Genomic DNA, 18,501 nt, shown 5'->3' with positions numbered 1-18,501 from the left:
TCCGAGCCGCGCACTCAGGTGGCGACCGTGCGGATGGTCGTGGAGGGACGCGCGGAAGGTGGAGAAAATCTGGTCAGTGGCAGTCAGGGAGGGCATCATCCTGGGAGTAAATTCTCCCCCTTTCGCCGATGCGTTCGGTGTCATGCTGGGACGCATGACCAGCAACGTTCCCCTCAATGAGCTGGGAGAATTCCTCAAGAAGCGCCGCTCCGAGCTGAGTCCGCGCACGGTCGGACTCCCCGAGACCGGCGGGCCTCGTCGGGTGGCCGGGCTGCGCCGTGAGGAGGTCGCCCAGCTCGCCAACATCAGCACCGACTACTACATGCGTCTCGAACAGGGCCGTATGCAGGCGTCCGCACCCGTCCTGGACGTCCTGGCCCGGGTGCTCCACCTGGATGACGACGAGCGTGGCTATCTCTTCCAGCTCGCGGGCAAGACCACCACCCGTACCCGGCGCCGCGGCCGGCAGAAGGTCCAGCCCCAGCTGCAGCGGGTCCTGGACGACCTGACCGCCACCCCGGCCATCGTGCAGGGCAGACGCGGGGACATTCTGGCCTGGAACACACTGGCCGCCGCGCTGGTCATCGATTTCTCCCGCCTCCCGGAGAAGCGCCGAAACTATCCCCGGATCCAGTTCACCGAACCGGCGATGCGCACCCTGTACGCCGACTGGGAGACCTCGGCGCAGATCTCCGTGGCCCAGCTGCGGATGGAGGCGGCGAAGTATCCGGAGGACCCTCGCCTGATCGAGCTGGTCGGTGAACTGTCCACGAGGGACGAGAAGTTCGCCCGCTGGTGGGGCGATCACCGTGTCGCCGGCCGCACCGTGGGCACGAAGACCCTCAACCATCCGGTCGTCGGCGAACTCGTCCTGGACTGGGACACCCTGACCGCCAGCACCGACCCGGACCAGCACCTGACCGTCTGGACCGCCGAGCCCGGCTCCCCCACCCACGAGCGGTTGAGCATCCTCGCCTCCTGGGCCGCCGACCAGAACCTGCCCGCGTCCCGGCCGATTGCCTGACGCAACGTCAGGAGCGGTTGAGGGTCTTCGTGTCCATGGAAAACCAAGGATGAAATCCAAGGATGGAAGACCAAGACGGAAGACCAAGGGGGGACAAAAATCTCCCAGTCACAGGCATGACTTGCGATGCCAGACTTCCCACCTGGACGGCCGCAGCCAGACGCTCGGTCGCCCAGGTCTGCGGTGACGACGATCCCGTCTCCTGCCGTGCCGCTCTGTACGGCCGATCCGTTCGTGATGCGAAGGCATGCCTATGTCCATTGAGCTCCCTGAATCTGCTGTTCCACCCCCCACCGGATCCGGCGAGTCCTCCCCGGCGCCCAGTCGGCGCACCTTCATCGCCACCAGTGCCGCGGTCGGCGGTGCGGTCGTGGCCGGAGGGACCTTCCTCGCGGACCCGGAAGAAGCCACCGCGGTGGGGGCGTCGCCCTCCAGCCGGGTCTCGTTGACGGTCAACGGCACCCGCCGCACCGTGACGGTCGACAACCGCACCTCGCTGCTGGACCTGCTGCGCGAGCACCTCGACCTGACCGGTTCGAAGAAGGGCTGCAACGCCGGCGCCTGCGGGGCGTGCACCGTGCTGGTCGACGGCCACCGGGTCAACTCCTGTCTGACGCTGGCCGTCCGGCTGGAGGGCACCGAGGTCACGACGATCGAGGGCCTGGCCGACGGGGACCAACTCCACCCGTTGCAGCAGGCGTTCATCGACGAGGACGCCTTCCAGTGCGGTTACTGCACGCCCGGCCAGATCCTGTCCGGTGTGGGCTGCATCCAGGAGGGTCACACCGGTTCGCACGAGGAGATCCGGGAGTGGATGAGCGGCAACATCTGCCGTTGCGGCTGCTACGTCAAGATCGTGCGCGCGGTCGAACAGACCGCCGCCCGGAAGTAAGGAGCGGCCCACCATGCATCCCTTCACCTACACCCGGGTCTCCGACACCCGCGAGGCAGTCAACGCCGGTCGCCAGGGCGGGCGTTACATCGCCGGCGGCACCACACTGGTCGACCTGATGCGCGAGACCGTCGAGCGTCCCGAGACGCTGGTCGACATCTCCGGCCTGCCCCTGCACGACGTCACCGTCACCGGGCGCGGGGGGCTACGCATCGGCGCCCTGGTGCGGATGGCCGAGGCCGCCGCCCACCCCAAGGTCCGCACCCTGTACCCGGTGATCTCGCAGGCACTGGAGCTGAGTGCCTCGGCCCAGCTCCGCAACATGGCGACCATCGGCGGCAACATCATGCAGCGCACCCGGTGCACGTACTTCCGTGACGTGAGCGCCGACTGCAACAAGCGTGAGCCGGGCTCCGGTTGCGCGGCACTGCACGGTGTCAACCGCTCGCACGCGATCCTCGGCACCTCCGACCACTGCGTCGCCACGCACCCCTCCGACGTCGCCGTGGCCTTCGCGGCACTGGAGGCGACCGTGCACCTGCTGGGCCCGGCCGGGCAGCGTGAAGTCCACTTCGCCGACTTCCTGCTGCGGCCGGGAAGCACCCCTCAGCGGGAACAGGCCCTCAGACAGGGCGAGTTGATCACCGCAGTGGAGATCCCGGCGCTTCCGCGTCCGCTCAGGTCGGGCTATCTGAAGGTGCGCGACCGGCAGTCCTACGAGTTCGCCCTGACGTCCGCGGCGGTCGCCCTGCACATCCGGGGCGGGGTGATCCGGGAGGCGAAGGTCGCCGCCGGGGGAGTGGGCACCGTCCCCTGGAAGCTGACCGGCGTCGAACGGGCCCTCATCGGCCGACGCCCCTCGGACGCCCTGTGGACAGCGGCCGCGGAGAAGGCGACGGAGGGGGCACGCCCGCTCACGCACAACCGCTTCAAGGTCGCGCTGTTGAAGCGGACCGTCGAACGTCAGCTGCGCATCGTAGGAGGAACCAAGTGAGCCCTCAGCCGCAGGCAGCCGTGGGCGCGCCGCTGTCCCGCGTGGACGGGCGGCTGAAGGTCACGGGCAAGGCTCGGTACGCCGCCGAGTTCGACGCCGAGGGGGTGGTGCACGCCGTCATCGTCGACGCGAGCATCGGCCGCGGCCGCATCACGTCCATCGACACCGGTGACGCCGAGGCCCATCCGGGCGTGCTGCGGGTGATCCATCACGGCAACGCGCCGACGCTGCCGTACCGCGACAACTCGGGCGGGTCGAACAACCTGCCCGGCCGCAAGGTGCGGGTGTTCCAGGACGACCGGGTTCTCTTCCACGGCTACCCGGTCGCCGTCGTGGTGGCCACCACCCTGGAGGCCGCGCAGCACGGCGCGAGCCTGGTGAAGGTCGGCTACGACCCCGAGCAGTCCTCGACGGACCTCGCCGAGGGCGAGCCGGGTGAGCCGGCCACCTATGCGCGCGGCGACGCGGAAGCCGGGCTGCGCGACGCGGACGTACGGCTGGACCTGACGTACAACCTGGCGCGCAACCACCACAATCCGATGGAGCCGCACGCCACCGTCGCCCGCTGGGACGGCGGCAGGCTCACCGTGTGGGACAAGACCCAGTGGGTGCCCGGCACGCAGCTGGAGCTCTCCACGGTGTTCGATGTGCCGCTGGACGACGTCCGGGTCATCAACCCGTTCGTCGGGGGCGGCTTCGGCAGCGGGCTGCGCTGCTGGCCGCACACCGTGGTCGCCGCGCTGGCCGCCCGGGAGACAGGCCGTCCGGTCAAGCTGGTCCTGACCCGGAGGCAGATGTACTTCGGCACCGGCTTCCGGCCCTCCTACGACTACCGGCTGAGCCTCGGCGGCGACCGGAACGGCCGCCTGGTCGCCGCGGACCACCGGATCGAGGCGGAGACCTCGTCGTACGAGACGTTCACCGAGGCCGTCATGTCGCCCGGCCAGATGCTCTACAGCACGCCCGGCGTCCGCCAGGCGTATCGGACGGTGCCGCTGGATGTGAACAGCCCCATCTGGATGCGCGGCCCCGGTGCCGCCACGGCGGTCTACGCCGTCGAGTCGGCCATGGACGAACTCGCCCACGAGCTCGGCATCGACCCGATCGAGCTGCGCCGCCGCAACGAGCCGGCCCAGGACCCGTCGAACAACGCGCCGTTCTCCACGCGCCGGCTGCTGGAGTGCTACACGGTCGGCGCCCGCGAGTTCGGCTGGGACCGGCGCAAGGCGAAGCCCCGCTCGACGCGTGACGGGGACTGGCTGATCGGCATGGGCATGGCCTCGGGCGTCTACCACACCGGAGTCGCCCCGGCCCAGTCACGGGCCCGCCTGAACGCCGACGGCACGGCGGTCGTGGAGTCCGCCACCAGCGACATGGGACCGGGCACCTACACCGCCCAGACCCAGGTCGCCGCCGACGCGCTGGGGCTGGCCGTGCGCGCGGTCGAATACCGGCTCGGCGACTCCCGGTATCCGCAGACCCCGCCGCACGGCGGCTCGATGACCATGGCGAGTGTCGGTTCCGCCACCCTCGACGTCTGCAACCAGCTCCGGCGGCAGGCGATCCGACTGGCCGTCGAGGACGAGGAATCGCCGCTGTACGGGGCCTCGGCCGACGAGGTCGTGGTCCGGGGCGGCCGACTGCACGTGGAGGGGGATCCGGCGCGCGGTGAGTCGTACCGGCGGCTCCTGACCCGCAACGACCGCGACCGCCTCGAAGCGAACACCTCCTTCTCCCCGCCGGGCGGCGAGCGGTTCTCCATCAGCGCCTACAGCGCGACCTTCACCGAGGTGGCGGTGGACGCGACGCTCGGTCTGGTGCGGGTGCGGCGGATGCTCTCCGTGTACGACGCGGGCCGCATCATCAGCCCCAAGCTGGCGGACAGCCAGGCTCTCGGCGGCATGGTGGGCGGCATCGGTGCGGCCCTGCTCGAGCACACGGTCACCGACCACCGTGACGGCCGGATCGTCAACGCCAACCTCGCCGACTACCTGGTCCCCGTCAACGCCGACGTCCCCGACCTCAGGGCGATCTACCTCGACGGGGAGGACATGCACGCCGACGCGCTCGGCGTGAAGGGCCTTGCCGAGCTCGTGATCTGCGGCGTGGCGCCCGCCATCGCCAACGCGGTCTTCAACGCCACCGGCCGCCGGGTGCGTGAACTGCCCATCACGGCCGAGACGTTGCTCTGACGCGCCGCGCCCCGGTCGGCGCACGGCTCACCGACCGGAACGTACACCGATCCGTCCGGTTGAGGGTCCCCAACGCCAGTCCGGCAGTGAGGAAGGCCCCTACCGCTGCCGGACTCCAGGGCCGTCGCCGCGCGGACCGCCCCTCCCCGGCGGCGTGGCGGCGGCCCGCCACCCCTTTGCACGAAGGACCCGTTCATGCTGAACATCGCGGACACACTGCACCGTTGGTGCCGCGAAGAACGCCCCTTCGCCCTGGCCACCGTCGTCAAGGTCCGGGGCAGCGCGCCCCTGCCCGTCGGTACGTCGGTCGCCGTGGACGAGGACGGCAACGCGGTCGGCAGCATCTCCGGCGGCTGTGTCGAGGGCGCGGTGTACGAGCTGTGCCGGCAGGTGCTCGACGACCGGGGCGCCCCCCAGCGTGCCCGGTTCGGCTACTCCGACGACGACGCCTTCGCCGTCGGCCTGACCTGCGGCGGCGAACTCGACGTCCTTGTCCAGCGCGTCGACCCCGGGACCCGGCCGTACCTTGCCACCGCCCTCGCCGACGTGGTGGAGGGGCGGCCTGCTGCCGTGGCCCAGGTTGTGGAGGGCCCGGAAGAGCTGCTCGGCGGGATGCTGTGCGTCGACGCCGCCGGAGGCATCCGTCACGGTCCGCTGACCGGAGTACTGCGCCGGGAGGTCGGCGCCCAGGCGTGGTCGCTGCTGCGGGCCGGACGTACGGCGCGGGCGGAGGTCGGCGGGGATGCCGAGACCTGCCCGGAGCGGCTGTCCGTGCTGGTCCACGTCCACGCCTCCCGCCCCCGCATGCTGATCTTCGGCGCCGTCGACTTCGCCGCGGCCCTCAGCCAGGCCGGCCGCTTCCTCGGCTATCAGGTCACCGTGTGCGACGCGCGTCCCGTCTTCGCCACGGCGGCCCGTTTCCCCCACGCCGACGAGATCGTGGTCGACTGGCCCCACCGCTACCTGGAACAGGCCGAGGTGGACACCCGTACCGCCGTCTGCGTCCTCACCCACGACGCCAAGTTCGACATCCCCCTGCTGCGCCTGGCCCTCGGCCTGCCGGTCGGCTATGTCGGCGCGATGGGCTCCCGACGTACCCACGACGAACGCCTGCGCCTTCTGAGCGAGGCGGGCGTGCCCGAGGGGCAACTGGCCCGGCTGCGCTCCCCGATCGGCCTCGACCTCGGCGCCCGCACTCCCGAGGAGACAGCGATCTCCATCACCGCGGAGATCGTCTCCCGAACCAACCGGGCAACCGGCCTGCCCTTGTCCGCCCTGGCCGGCCCGATCCACGCGGGTACGTCGAGCTGACTCGCCGCTCGCACTCGCCGCTCGCACCAGCAAAGTTGTGCATTATCTTGACGGCCGCAAGAAATGAGCCCTACATTCCTCCACGTCTTCGTTCAGCGCACTGAGCACCTGTCCGGTCCCGCTCCGTTACCCGCCCCCACGCAAGGAGCCGCTCCATGCCCGCAGGCACCCGCACCCGCACTCCCCGCACCCGTTCGCGCATCGCCCTGGCCCTCCTGGCATCGCTGACCTCCGCAGCGCTCACCACCCTCCCCTCCTCGGCCGCCCAGCCGGACGCGGCCGTCGCCGGCCACCTCACCGGCACCCTCTCCGACGGCGCCATCTGGATCGCCGACGTCCCCGAAAACTGGAACGGCACCCTGCTCGTGTTCAGCCACGGCTTCGGCACCCTGGTCGCCAGGAACGCCCCCACCGACGCCGTACGTACCGCGCTGCTCGCCAAGGGCTACGCGATGGCCGGATCGTCGTACGACCCGGGCGGCTCCATGTGGGCCCTGAACAGCGCCGAACGCGACCAGTTCGCCACCATCGACGCCGTCGCCGCGAAGATCGGCAAGCCGTCGCGCACGCTGGCCATCGGCAGTTCGATGGGCGGCCTCGTCAACGCGCAACTGGCCCGGGACGGCGGCGGCCGCATCGACGGCGCGCTCGGCCAGTGCGGACTGGTCGCGGGCGGCAACGACCTGGAGAACTACCAGCTGGACGCCGAGTACACGATCGCCCGCCTGCTGCTGCCCGAACAGGACGTGAAACTCGTACGGTTCGGCACGGCCGCCGAGGCCGCCGCCACCGCCGACCTGCTCACCAAGGCGGTCACCGCCGCCCAGGGCACCCCGCAGGGCCGCGCCCGCGTCGCACTGGCCGCCGCCTTCCTCAACCTGCCTGCCTGGGCGCCCGGAAAGGACCGGCCCGCCGCGACCGACTGGGCGGGGCAGCAGGAGCAGCAGTACGCGTGGTTCGCGCAGGGCATCCTGTCGTTCGTCGAGGGCGGCCGGTACGCCATCGAGCAGTCCGTCGGGGGCAACAACTCCTGGAACCGGGGCGTCGACTACGCCGGCCTGCTCGCCGCTTCCCAGCACGCGCCCCAGGTCCGCGCCCTCTACCAGGCGGCCGGCCTCGACCTGCGTGCCGACCTGCGCACACTGACCAAGAGGGCCACGATCACCGCCGATCCCGCCGCCGTCCGCACCGCGCAACGGACGTCCTCCGCAGGTCAGGGACTTGAGGTGCCCCTGCTCAACATTCACACCACCGCCGACAACCTGGTTCCCGTGGAGCAGGAGAACCGCTTCGCCGCCCGCGTCCGCGCCTCGGGTGACGGCGCGCTGCTGCGGCAGGCCTACATCGAGCGGCAGGGCCACTGCACGTTCACCACCGCCGAGACCGTGGCCGCCCTGCACGCCCTCGAACACCGCGTCGACACCGGCCGCTGGGACGACGTCGCGACCCCGGCCGCACTCCAGAAGTCCGCCACCGCGCTCGGCCTGGACGGGGCGGCGTACGTCCCGTACCGCCCGGCGAACCTGTCGGTCGGTCGCGACGCCTCGGCGCACAAGGCGGAGCGCTGACGAAGACCGCCTGATCTCCTGGCCGTCGGTGTACCCGTCCGCGAGCGTGGCGCCCGTGGAGGGGTACACCGACGTTTGTCATGGGCCGTCACCCGTGCGAAGTAGCGGTCGTTCAGGCGCGTGACCCCTGGGATGCGGTCGGTGCCCCGTTCCAGGGCTGGAAGGTCTCGGTGACCTGTCGCAGGCGCAGCTGTTCCAGAGTCTCCAGATGCCGTTCGGCGCGTTCGAGGAGGCCGTCGAGGTGCACGGGGTCGAGGCGGGCGTCGGCGTCGGCCAGCCGGCGCAGCGTCCGCCAGACGGCGGCCTTTCCCTCGACGCCCAGACGCAACAGCTCCAGCTCAAGCATGGGAGCGAGCGGAGAACGCCGGACGACCCGGCCGTTGGCCTTGAGCCGGCCCACCCGCTCTGCCAGCCGGCCCGCGACGATCTTGTAGCGGCGCACGGGGACATCGAGCGACCGCATGATCCGCAACAGGTCGGCACGGTCCTCGGCGATCTCGTCGGCGATCGGCCCCACGGCGTCGGCGAGCGCCGGGTCCCGCTCGGCCTCGGACTCGGCGAGCGACCGGGCCCGGTCGGTACCGAGGGTGGCTCCGGCGAGATGGTCGTTGAGGTAGATGCCGAGCAGGTCTGTGTCTGTTCGGTCCGTTCGGTCCGAGCGGTCGTACATGGGACCACTTCCCTTGGGATCGATGGCCGCGATCGACGGCACGTCGGCGGTGTCACCCCCGTTTGAGGGGGGCGAGCCACTCCTCGGAGTGCCCACGTCGGCGTGATCCACACGGACGGGCCCTGGTGGCCCGGGTTCACGAGAGACCCCGTAGACGTGTGCGTACACGTGTGCGTGGTGACAGCACCTGGTTCCGCGAGGGGCCGGTTTGAATCCGGGGACCGCGGGGCAGCAGCGTGCGTGTCGCCCACGCACGACCCGCGCAACGCGGGGACGGCCACAGCGCCCCCGCCCCGACCACCACCGCCTCGGCCCCAGTCGGCCTCGGCGTGCCATCCACAGACGCTGCGTCAGCTGCGCTGGACCAACACCATGATCAAGACTCTGTCCCCGCAGATCCTTTCGAGCCGGTGACGAGTCGAGTCCGCTACGAGTCGAGCTCGTGCCGCGGGGGTCCCGTTTCGGCCCTGTGGAGGCGTGCGCCACCTGCGGAAGCCGCTGTCCGTCTAGGCTGCTGCCCGAGCGTCTGAGCGGGTTGGCGCAGTCAGCGGACAGTGGTCTACGGGAGGGCTGACCTCATGAGCAGGGTCTGGTTCATCACCGGTGCGAGCAGCGGTTTCGGGCGGGCCGTCGCCGAGGCGGCGGTCGCCGCGGGTGACGTGGTCGTCGGCGCCGCACGGCGTACGGGCGCGCTGGACGGCTTCGTGGCCGCCCACCCCAAACAGGTCCAGGCGCTGCGCCTGGACGTCACCGACCTGGCCGCGGTCGAGACCGCCGTACAGGATGTCCTCGCCTGGCACGGGCGGATCGATGTGCTCGTCAACAACGCGGGGCGTACACATGTCGGTGCCGTCGAGGAGACCACGGACGCCGAGCTCCGTGACCTGTTCGACCTGCATGTGTTCGGGCCCGCCGCACTCGTACGCGCCGTGCTGCCGCACATGCGGCAGCGGGGCTCGGGCGCGATCGTGCAGATGAGCAGCGTGGGCGGGCAGCTCTCCGCCCCGGGCTTCGGGGCGTACAGCGCGACCAAGTTCGCGCTGGAGGGGATGTCCGAGGCGCTCGCGGCGGAGGTCAGGCAGTTCGGGATCAAGGTGCTGATCGTCGAACCGGGGGCCTTCAGGACCGAGTTGTTCGACGGCGGCCGTGCGGGCGCCAGCCGGGACCTCGGTGTCTACACCAGCACGGTCGGCGCGACGCGCCGGATGGTCGCGGAGAACGACGGCACCCAGGCCGGCGACCCGGCGAAGGCTGCGGCCCTGATCCTCGCCGCCCTGGACGCCGACGCCGGGCACACCCCGCTGCGCCTGCCCCTCGGCGACGACGCGGTCACCGCCGTACTCGGCCATCTCGACCAGGTACGGGGTGATGTCTCCGGCTGGGAGAAGCGCGCGCGGGCGACGGGTTACGACGACGCGTGACGTTTCGGTCGCGCGGAACGTGCGGAACGTCAGGCCGGTGACGCCGGCGCCAAGCCCGTCTTGAGCCCCGCCCCGCACAACGGCACCACCGCCGTTCGCGCCCCCAGCGCCCCCTCCCGTACCGCGGCCCAGCAGGCCACGCCGGTGGACTCCACGTACAGCCCCTGGGACGCCAAGTCCCTTTGCGCGTGCCTGATCTGATCCTCCGTCACCGTCAGGAAGGTGCCGCCCGAGTCGCGCACCGCGCGCAGGATCTGGCGGGCCCGGGGCGGGTGGGGGATCGCGATGCCCTCCGCGAGGGTGGGCGACATCGGGGGCGGGGCGGTGCCGGTGAGGTCGCTGGCGCCCTCCGCCCAGGCGTGCGCGAGCGGGGCGACCGCCGCGGCCTGCACGGCGTACAGCGCGGGGCGCCGGTCGATGAGGCCCGCCGAGTGCAGCTCGGCGACGGCGAGGGCCGCGCCCAGCAGCAGGGTGCCGTTGCCGACCGGCACGACGATGACGTCCGGGAGGCGGCCGCCCATGTCCTCCCACAGCTCGTGGACGTATGTCTTCGTGCCGTGCAGGAAGTACGGGTTGTAGACGTGGGACGCGTAGAAGGTGCCCGGGGCGTCCGCCGCCTCGCGGGCCGCCGCAGCGGCGGCCGCCCGGTTCCCGTCGACCAGGATCACGTGGGCCCCGTGCGCCTGGATCTGCTCCAGCTTCTTCGCGGAGGTGCCCTCGGGCACGTACACCGTGCAGGGCAGCCGGGCACGGGCACAGTACGCGGCGATCGCCGTCCCCGCGTTGCCGCTGCTGTCGGCGATCACCTGCCCCGGGTTCAGCCGGAGAGCGAGCTCGGCCAGGAGCACGGCGCCCCGGTCCTTGAAGGAGAGGGTCGGCATCAGGAAGTCGAGCTTGGCCGAGATGCCGTCGCGCAGTTCGACCAGGGGGGTACGGCCCTCGCCGAGGGTGGTCGTGGGGGTGGGGAGAGGGAGCGTTTCCGCGTAGCGCCAGAGGGAGTTGACCCTGCCGGTGAGGGATTTGAGGGCCGCCGGGGTCGGTGCGAAGTCGAGATCCAGGGGGCCGCGGCAGAGGGGGCAGCACCACGTGAGGGTGCCTGCGGGGACGCGGGTGCCGTCCGCGGGGCAGTAACAGTCCGGCAGTGGGGTCATGTACGCAGAGTAGTTGCGTACGGCTTTCCCGGACATTTCAGCCCGACCGGCGTTTGAGGACAAGGCCCGTTCAGTGCCGTAGCGGCGGTCTGGGGGCGGCAGCCCTCAGGGATGGGACGGGTAGGGGCGGCGGGGGCGAAACTCCCTTACCATGCGCCAAGTCGCACGCCAGTTCACATCACCCGACGAGGAGCCCGGCACTCGTGGCCATACCCCCGCCCCCCGGACCCGACCAGCCGCCGTACCCCTCGTATCCGGGCCACCCCCAGAACCACCCCCAGGGCTACCCGCAGAATCACTCCCAGGGCCACCCCCAGGGCTACGCCCAGAACTACCCCCAGGGCCCCTACGCCCCCTGGTCCCAGGGCTACTCCCCGTACAACCGCCCGACCCCCGTCAACGGCGTCGCCATCGCCTCCCTCGTGCTCGGCATCCTCTGCTTCCTGCCCGCCCTCGGCCTCGTCCTCGGAATCGTCGCGCTCGTGCAGATCCGGAAGAAGGGGGAGCGCGGCAAGGGCATGGCCGTCACCGGGTCCGTGCTGTCGACCGTCGGGCTCGCGCTGTGGGCCCTGCTGTTGGGCACCGGGGGCCTGTCCGAGGCCTGGGACGGTTTCAAGGACGCCGCGAAGGAGAACAACAGCACCTTCTCCCTCGCCAAGGGCGACTGTTTCGACGCCCCGGAGGGCTCCCTGGAAGGCCTCGCCTACGACGTCGACACCGTGCCCTGCTCCGGTGCGCACGACGGCGAGGTCTTCGCCAGCTTCCAGATGCCGGCCGGTTCCTACCCCGGCGACGACCGCGTCACCGACATCGCCGACGACAAGTGCTACGCCCTTGAGGACCGTTACGCGATGGACGCCTGGGCCGTGCCCGACGACGTCGACGTCTACTACCTCACCCCGACCCGCCAGAGCTGGCGCCTCGGCGACCACGAGGTCACCTGCGTGTTCGGCAACATCGACACGAACGGCAGCCTCACCGGTTCGCTGCGCAAGGACGAGACGACGCTCGACGCCGACCAACTGGCGTACCTGAAAGCGGCCCACGTGCTCAACGCGGCGATGGACACGGCGCCCGACGAGGAGTACGTCGAGGACGACCTGCCGGGGCACAAGAAGTGGGCACAGCGGGTGACGGCCGCGCTCGACGAACAGGCCCGCCTGCTCACCGAACACCGGTTCGCCGCGGCCCCCGCGCCCAGCGTCGCCGCACTCGTGAAGGACCTGCGCAACGCACGCGGGGAGTGGGCGAAGGCGGCCGAGGCCACCGACGCGGACACCTTCTACGACCACTACGACACCGGCGACAAGCTGCTCGACGTCGGCCGGACGGTCACCGCGCGCAAGGCTCTGGGGCTCGCGACGACCCCTCCCTCGTACGAGCAGGAGGGTGACAGCGGCGGCAACGGCGGAGGTAGCGGGGGCGGTGGGGAGGGGGACACCGGGATCGAGGTGTGAGGTGTGGGGTGTGATGACGGCCGGAACGGGGAGAACGTGCCTGCGTCGTCGAACTTGCTTCGTCGTGCCTGCGTAAACGCCTGCGTCCCGCCCGCGTCATGCCATCCGGAGACGCAAGTCATCACATCGAGTGATTCTCTGGCCTTTGCTTGCATGTCACAACCCATGGTTGCCACGCTGTAGCTGTCTGTACAACCTGATGGGAGCGGCCCGTGACATTCGGTGAGCAGCCGGCCTACCTGCGTGTCGCGGGTGATCTACGAAACAAGATCGTCGACGGTTCGCTGCCGCCCCACACCCGCCTCCCCTCCCAGGCCAGGATCAGGCAGGAGTACGGCGTTTCGGACACGGTCGCCCTGGAGGCGCGCAAGGTGCTCATGGCCGAGGGTCTCGTCGAGGGCCGCTCCGGGTCGGGCACGTATGTGCGTGAGCGGCCCGTGCCGCGCCGGATCGCCCGCTCCGGCTTCCGTCCGGACGGCGGCGCGACCCCGTTCCGCCAGGAGCAGTCCGACACGGAGGCGCGCGGCACCTGGGAGTCCAGCAGCGCGCAGGCCGCGGCGAGCGGCGCCGTCGCCGAGCGGCTCTCCCTGCTGCCGGGCGACCGCGTGATGTGCACGAAGTACGTCTTCCGGGACGCCGGCGAGGTGATGATGCTGTCCACCTCCTGGGAGCCCCTGGCCGTCACCGGCCGTACGCCGGTGATGCTGCCCGAGGAGGGCCCGCTCGGCGGGATGGGTGTTGTCGAGCGCATGGCGGCCATCGACGTGATCGTGGACAACGTCACGGAGGAGGTCGGCGCCCGCCCCGGCCTGGCCGAGGAACTGCAGGCCCTGGGAGGTGTCCCCGGGCATGTGGTGCTCGTCGTGCAGCGCACGTACTACGCCTCGGGGCGCCCGGTCGAGACGGCCGACGTGGTGATCCCTGCCGACCGCTACCAGGTGGCGTACCACCTGCCGGTGAAGTAGCTCGCCGGAGGCGGGTGCGCGAACAGGTGGCGCACCAGCAACCGCTGGGCCTGAGGTCACCCCAGGTCCGCTTCGAACAGCCGGCCCCTGAACCGGTCTGAGCCGACCAGTTGCAGCCGGATCCGGCCGGATCGAGTCGGATCCAGCGGGATCCAGCGGATCCAGTGAAGTACCCCACACGCCGGGGCGGTTGGCCCCCCGAACGCTCCCCTCTTCACCTGCGCCCCGCCAATCGCCGCCGCCCGCCGGGCCGTTGGATTCTGGCCGTTCTCGCAGGTCGTCCCAAGGGGCCCGGCGTGCCGCTGACCGGACACACCGTGCTCTTTCGACGGCGCGTTCGATGTAGTGCGCCCCCGCGCCCCTGGCCGGTTGGCGTACCTCTTTGTGAAAAGCCGTGTTCGCTGCGTAAAGGTTAGGCGTAGGGTCGGGCATATGCGGATTGCGGTTTCCTTAGCGGGCGGGGCGCGGCGCAAGCCGGGGGCGGAAAGTGGAGGGGCTCCATGAGCGACGGGACGATCACTCTTCCCTGGCTCGTCATACGGCAGGACGACAACGGCAATCGCTACCGCGTGGGCCGGTATGCGACGCGTGCGGAGGCTCAGAAGATCGCCGACAGTCTCGATGACCGCGGCCACAAGCAGCTCTACTGGGTCGAGCGGATCGGGCAGAACGGAACCCGGTGATCCGGCTCCCGTAGGCTCCGGCCCATGACGGAACGGACGGAGCGGACAGACCCCGCGGCAGGACCGAGGCGCGCGGCCGAGAAACGGATCGTGGTCGTGGGCGCCGCCCTGCTGCGCGACGGACGCCTCCTCGCCGCCCGCCGCAGCGCACCCCCCGAGCTGGCCGGCCGCTGGGAGCTCCCCGGAGGCAAGGTCGAGCCGGGTGAGGAGCCCGAGGACGCCCTCGTGCGCGAGCTCCGCGAGGAACTGGGCGTCGACGCGGAACCCGTCGAGCGCATCCCGGGGGAGTGGCCCCTCAAGGCGCCGTACGTCCTGTGGGTCTGGACCGTGCGGCTCCCGGCCGGCTCCGCCGAGCCGAAGGCTCTCCAGGACCACGATGAACTGCGCTGGCTGACCGCTGCCGAGATCTGGGACGTCGACTGGCTGGATCAGGACGTGCCGGCGGTACGGGAAGCGGCCGCCCGGCTGGGATGACGCTCCCGGGTCGATGTGCGGGCTTGTGAGGCGTGTGGGGCGCCCGATGTGTGCGCCTCGTACGCCGTTCGTGCCACAGTGCGCCCTCGGGAGCGGTAATGAGCGTCACATATCGGGTATGTGCCCAATAACCCCACGAAACCGGATATGGGTGGGTTGCTGGCCTGGGAAGTGATCGGCGTGATCGACACCGAAGGCGACTGCGTCGAGTGGAGCTTCCCGGCGGAGCCCGGCGCCGTCCGTGGGGCTCGGACGGTTGTGCGCGGACAGCTGCGCAGCTGGGGGCTCGACGCCCTGGGTGACATCACCGCGCTGCTGGTCAGCGAGCTGGTGACCAACTCGCTGAGGCATGCCACGGGGCCCATCGGTGTCCGGCTCGTGCGGCCCGTCGGCATCGTTGCCACGCTCCTGGTCGAGGTCTCCGACCCGCTGCCCGACCTGCCCCTCGAGCGCGCTGCCGGCCTCGACGAAGAGGGCGGCCGAGGGCTCCAACTGGTCGCCCACTCGTCCAGCCGTTGGGGCACCCGCCCCGCAGATGCGGGCAAAACGGTGTGGTTCGAGCTGTCGGTACCCGGATGAGCGGGTCGGGAACGGCCCTGGAGCGCCGGGCGTACCGACGGTGGCGGACCGTGTGCCGGGGTGAACAGACGTTGTACGTCCGCCCTCGCTCTGTCGACCGAGTGGTTCAGGCCACTGGCAGTTGTCGACAAGAGGGATTCGACCGGTGGTCCCCTGGTTAGAAGACTGGGAGTGTTGTCGCGGGCCGGTCCGAAAAGCATCGGGATCGTCCTGTGATCGTGAACACCGTGTTGTGGGGCGCCGTAGTGCTGGATACTGCGGGCAGCCGCCCCCGGTGACCGGTGCCGGACGCGGTGAGCTGGAGGGGACGGTTCGCGTGAGCGAGATACCAGCGAAGGCCACGGAGTCCAAGGACCCGTCGGGCGGCGCGAGTGGGAGGGCCACGGGTGATGCCGCGGCCGGCACGCCACGCCGTGCGTCGGATGTCCGGGGCCCTGGCGGCGGTGACGCGATACGCGATGCGACACGTGAAACCACGCGTGACACCATGGGCGATCCGGTGCGCGATACGACTCGTGACACCGCGCAGGACCACACGCGTGACGTGACAGGTGACCCCATGTGGCAGAGCAGCCCACCCGGCTCGATCTACGACTACATCAAGGTGGCGTCGTTCTCCATCGGCCCCGACGGCCTCGTCGACCAGTGGAGCCTGCGCGCCGAGAAGATCTTCGGCATCCCCGCCGCGCGGGCCGTGGGCATGGACCCCATCGAGGCGTTCATCGACCCCGATCTGCGCGAGCGCGGCCAGCGCAAGATGGCGGAGATCCTCGACGGCCGGGAGTGGACCGGCGTGGTCCCGTTCCGTATCCGCGAGCCCGAGCTGGGCGAGGGCGGCCAGCGGGAGGGGCTCGCCGAGGTCTATGTGATGCCGACGCGGACGGAGGAGGGCGAGAGGGCCGCCGTATGCATCGTCGTCGATGTCCGTACGCTGCGGCAGATCGAGACCGACCTTGCCGCCTCGCAGGCGATTTTCGGACAATCCCCGTTCGGCTTCCTGCTGATCGACACCGATCTCCGGGTCCGGCGCGCCAACGAGCGCTTCGCCTCCATCTACGGCGGCACGGTCGACGACCACCGGGGCTGCGGTGTGTACGACTACCTGCGCTCCCCCGAGGCCGAGCGGGTCTCGGCGACGCTCCGCCGGGTCCTGGAGACCGGTGACTCGATAACGGACATGCACATCACGGGCTTCGTGCCGGGTTCCGACGAGCGCCGGCACTGGTCGATCAACCTGTACCGCGTGCACAGCGGCACCGGCCGCCCCATCGGCATCGCCTGGCTCGGCCTCGACATCACCGCCCGCCGCGCCGCCGCCCGCGAGGCCGCCGCCGCACGGCGCAATCTCGCCCTTCTGAACGAGGCCGGCTCCCGCATCGGGAACTCCCTGGACCTGGAAACGACCGCACGCGAACTCCTCGACGTCGTCGTCCCCGGCTTCTGCGACCTCGCGACCGTCGACCTGTACCAGGGACTGCTGGCCGGCGACGAGACCCCGCCGGGCCTCGCCGACGGCAGCGCCGAACTGCGCCGCGTCGCCTTCGCCAGCGCCGTCTCCGACGCGCCCTTCGCCGGCGGCGGGGCGCCGGTGTCCGTCGGCGCCGTGCACCACTTCCCGTTCAACTCGCCCTGCGCGGACGCCCTGCGCACCGCCCGCCCCCAGCTCGTCCCCGCCGAGGACAACGGCGCCATCCAGTCCACGCTGGCCGTCCCGATGGTCGCCCACGACACCGTGGTCGGCCTCGCGCAGTTCTCCCGTACGAAGGGCAGCGAGCCGTTCGGGGAGCGGGACCGGTCGCTGGCCTGGGAGTTGGCCGCAAGGGCCGCCGTCTGTATCGACAACGCCCGGCTGTACAGGCGTGAACACGAGCGGGCGCTGATCCTCCAGCGCTCCCTGCTGCCCCCGGGCGACCCGGAGGCCTCCGGCCTCGACATCGCCTGCCGTTACCTGCCCGGCAACGCGGCCACCGAGGTCGGCGGCGACTGGTTCGACGTCATCGAACTCCCCGGCAACCGCACCGCGTTGGTGGTCGGCGACGTGATGGGACGAGGGCTGCGCGCTGCCGTGGCCATGGGGGAACTCCGTACCGCCGTACGCACCCTGGCCCTCCTCGACCTCGAACCGGCGGAGGTTCTCTCGGCGTTGGACGAGATCGCGCGCGGCCTCGGCACGCCCGGTGGGGTCCAGCAGGCCACCCGCGCCGCCCGCCAGCCCCGCGACGCCGATCTCTCCGAGGTGTACCTCGCGACCTGCATCTACGCGGTCTACGACTCGGTGACCCGCAGGTGCACCTTCGCCAACGCCGGCCATCTGCCGCCCGTGCTCGTCGAACCGGGCGAGGACGCGCTGATGCTCGACGTGCCGCCGGGCATGCCGCTCGGTGTCGGCGGGGAGCCCTTCGAGGAGGTGGAGGTCGAACTACCCGAAGGTTCGCTGTTGGCGCTCTACACGGATGGACTGGTCGAATCCCGCGACCACCCCCTCGACGAGGGCCTGCAGGCGTTCGTCGGCGCCCTCCGCGACCCCTCCCCGCAGCTGGAGGACGTCTGCGACCACGTCCTCAGCACCCTCGACACCCACCACGGCGAGGACGACATCGCCTTGCTGATGGCACGTGTCCAGGGGCTGCCCGCCGACTCCGTCGGCGACTGGACCCTTCCGCGCGAACCGCGCAGTGTGGGCCGCGCCCGCGAGTACACCCGCACCCAACTCACCGCCTGGGGCCTCGAACCCCTCATCGACACCACGGAGTTGCTGGTCAGCGAACTGGTCACCAACGCCCTGCGCTACGGCGAGGGCGAGATCCGGCTCCGGCTCCTCCTCGACCGCATGCTGGTGTGCGAGGTGTGGGACGCCGGCCTCGTCCAGCCGCGCCGTCGCCGTGCCCGCGACACCGACGAGGGCGGACGCGGCCTCCAGCTGGTCGGCCTGCTCAGCGCGGCCTGGGGCTCCCGCCGGACCCCGCGCGGCAAGACGGTGTGGTTCGAGCTTCCCCTGCCGGACGCGGGAACGGTCCTCGCGGACCCGGCGGAGGCCTTGCTGAGCCTGTTCTGAGCAGCCTGTTCTGACCAGTCTGTTGCGGAGGCACCGACGCGCTCTTACGGAATTCCTGGCGGATT

General features: G+C 71.0%; 15 protein-coding genes. 13 read left to right on the top strand and 2 right to left on the bottom strand.

Annotated features, from left to right (window positions below; translation table 11 throughout):
- Positions 1-142: 142 nt before the first annotated feature.
- The 6 genes from OG734_RS15105 to OG734_RS15080 all read left to right on the top strand — a co-directional run bounded on the left by OG734_RS15105 (position 143) and on the right by OG734_RS15080 (position 7,981).
- Positions 143-1,024, top strand: coding sequence for a helix-turn-helix domain-containing protein (locus tag OG734_RS15105; protein ID WP_330288014.1), 882 nt, complete (start codon positions 143-145; stop codon positions 1,022-1,024).
- A 253-nt stretch (positions 1,025-1,277) separates the two neighbouring features.
- A complete protein-coding gene (locus tag OG734_RS15100) occupies positions 1,278-1,916 on the top strand; it encodes a (2Fe-2S)-binding protein (RefSeq protein WP_330288013.1) in 639 nt (212 codons plus the stop codon).
- A gap of 13 nt (positions 1,917-1,929) precedes the next feature.
- A complete protein-coding gene (locus tag OG734_RS15095; RefSeq protein WP_330288012.1) occupies positions 1,930-2,910 on the top strand; it encodes an FAD binding domain-containing protein in 981 nt (326 codons plus the stop codon).
- Entirely contained in the window at positions 2,907-5,102 is a 2,196-nt protein-coding gene (locus tag OG734_RS15090) for a xanthine dehydrogenase family protein molybdopterin-binding subunit (protein ID WP_330288011.1), read from the top strand. The genes OG734_RS15095 and OG734_RS15090 overlap by 4 nt, the downstream gene beginning before the upstream one ends.
- 195 nt (positions 5,103-5,297) lie before the next feature.
- Positions 5,298-6,413 (top strand): XdhC family protein, encoded by a 1,116-nt coding sequence (locus tag OG734_RS15085; RefSeq protein WP_330288010.1) that lies wholly within the window; start codon positions 5,298-5,300, stop codon positions 6,411-6,413.
- A gap of 155 nt (positions 6,414-6,568) precedes the next feature.
- A complete protein-coding gene (locus OG734_RS15080; RefSeq protein WP_330288009.1) occupies positions 6,569-7,981 on the top strand; it encodes an alpha/beta hydrolase in 1,413 nt (470 codons plus the stop codon).
- Positions 7,982-8,093: 112 nt separating this feature from the next.
- Here the strand turns inward: OG734_RS15080 and OG734_RS15075 are convergent, their stop codons facing one another.
- Entirely contained in the window at positions 8,094-8,651 is a 558-nt protein-coding gene (locus OG734_RS15075; protein ID WP_330288008.1) for a hypothetical protein, read from the bottom strand.
- A 578-nt stretch (positions 8,652-9,229) separates the two neighbouring features.
- Here OG734_RS15075 and OG734_RS15070 point away from each other — a divergent pair.
- A complete protein-coding gene (locus OG734_RS15070; RefSeq protein WP_330288007.1) occupies positions 9,230-10,072 on the top strand; it encodes an oxidoreductase in 843 nt (280 codons plus the stop codon).
- A 29-nt stretch (positions 10,073-10,101) separates the two neighbouring features.
- On the opposite strand, the gene OG734_RS15065 is transcribed toward OG734_RS15070, so the two are convergent.
- Entirely contained in the window at positions 10,102-11,223 is a 1,122-nt protein-coding gene (locus OG734_RS15065; RefSeq protein ID WP_330288006.1) for a pyridoxal-phosphate dependent enzyme, read from the bottom strand.
- A gap of 203 nt (positions 11,224-11,426) precedes the next feature.
- Between OG734_RS15065 and OG734_RS15060 the strand changes: the two genes are divergently transcribed.
- The 6 genes from OG734_RS15060 to OG734_RS15035 all read left to right on the top strand — a co-directional run bounded on the left by OG734_RS15060 (position 11,427) and on the right by OG734_RS15035 (position 18,436).
- Positions 11,427-12,680, top strand: a complete 1,254-nt coding sequence (locus tag OG734_RS15060) for a DUF4190 domain-containing protein (protein WP_330288005.1) — start codon at positions 11,427-11,429, stop codon at positions 12,678-12,680.
- A 212-nt stretch (positions 12,681-12,892) separates the two neighbouring features.
- Positions 12,893-13,645: a GntR family transcriptional regulator gene (locus OG734_RS15055; RefSeq protein ID WP_330288004.1), complete on the top strand. Its 753-nt coding sequence runs from the start codon at positions 12,893-12,895 to the stop codon at positions 13,643-13,645.
- 500 nt (positions 13,646-14,145) lie between these two features.
- On the top strand, positions 14,146-14,328 hold the full coding sequence (locus OG734_RS15050) for an SPOR domain-containing protein (RefSeq protein WP_105968232.1): 183 nt from the start codon (positions 14,146-14,148) through the stop codon (positions 14,326-14,328).
- Positions 14,329-14,352: 24 nt separating this feature from the next.
- On the top strand, positions 14,353-14,802 hold the full coding sequence (locus OG734_RS15045; RefSeq protein WP_330288003.1) for a (deoxy)nucleoside triphosphate pyrophosphohydrolase: 450 nt from the start codon (positions 14,353-14,355) through the stop codon (positions 14,800-14,802).
- Between the two features lie 147 nt (positions 14,803-14,949).
- A complete protein-coding gene (locus OG734_RS15040; protein ID WP_330288002.1) occupies positions 14,950-15,381 on the top strand; it encodes an ATP-binding protein in 432 nt (143 codons plus the stop codon).
- Positions 15,382-15,697: 316 nt separating this feature from the next.
- Entirely contained in the window at positions 15,698-18,436 is a 2,739-nt protein-coding gene (locus OG734_RS15035; RefSeq protein ID WP_330288001.1) for a SpoIIE family protein phosphatase, read from the top strand.
- The last annotated feature ends 65 nt before the right edge of the window (positions 18,437-18,501 follow it).

This window comes from Streptomyces sp. NBC_00576 (genome assembly GCF_036345175.1).
GTDB lineage: Bacteria > Actinomycetota > Actinomycetes > Streptomycetales > Streptomycetaceae > Streptomyces.
The sequence above is the reverse complement of the archived record's forward strand: the minus strand, read 5'-3'. Positions and strand labels throughout refer to the sequence as shown.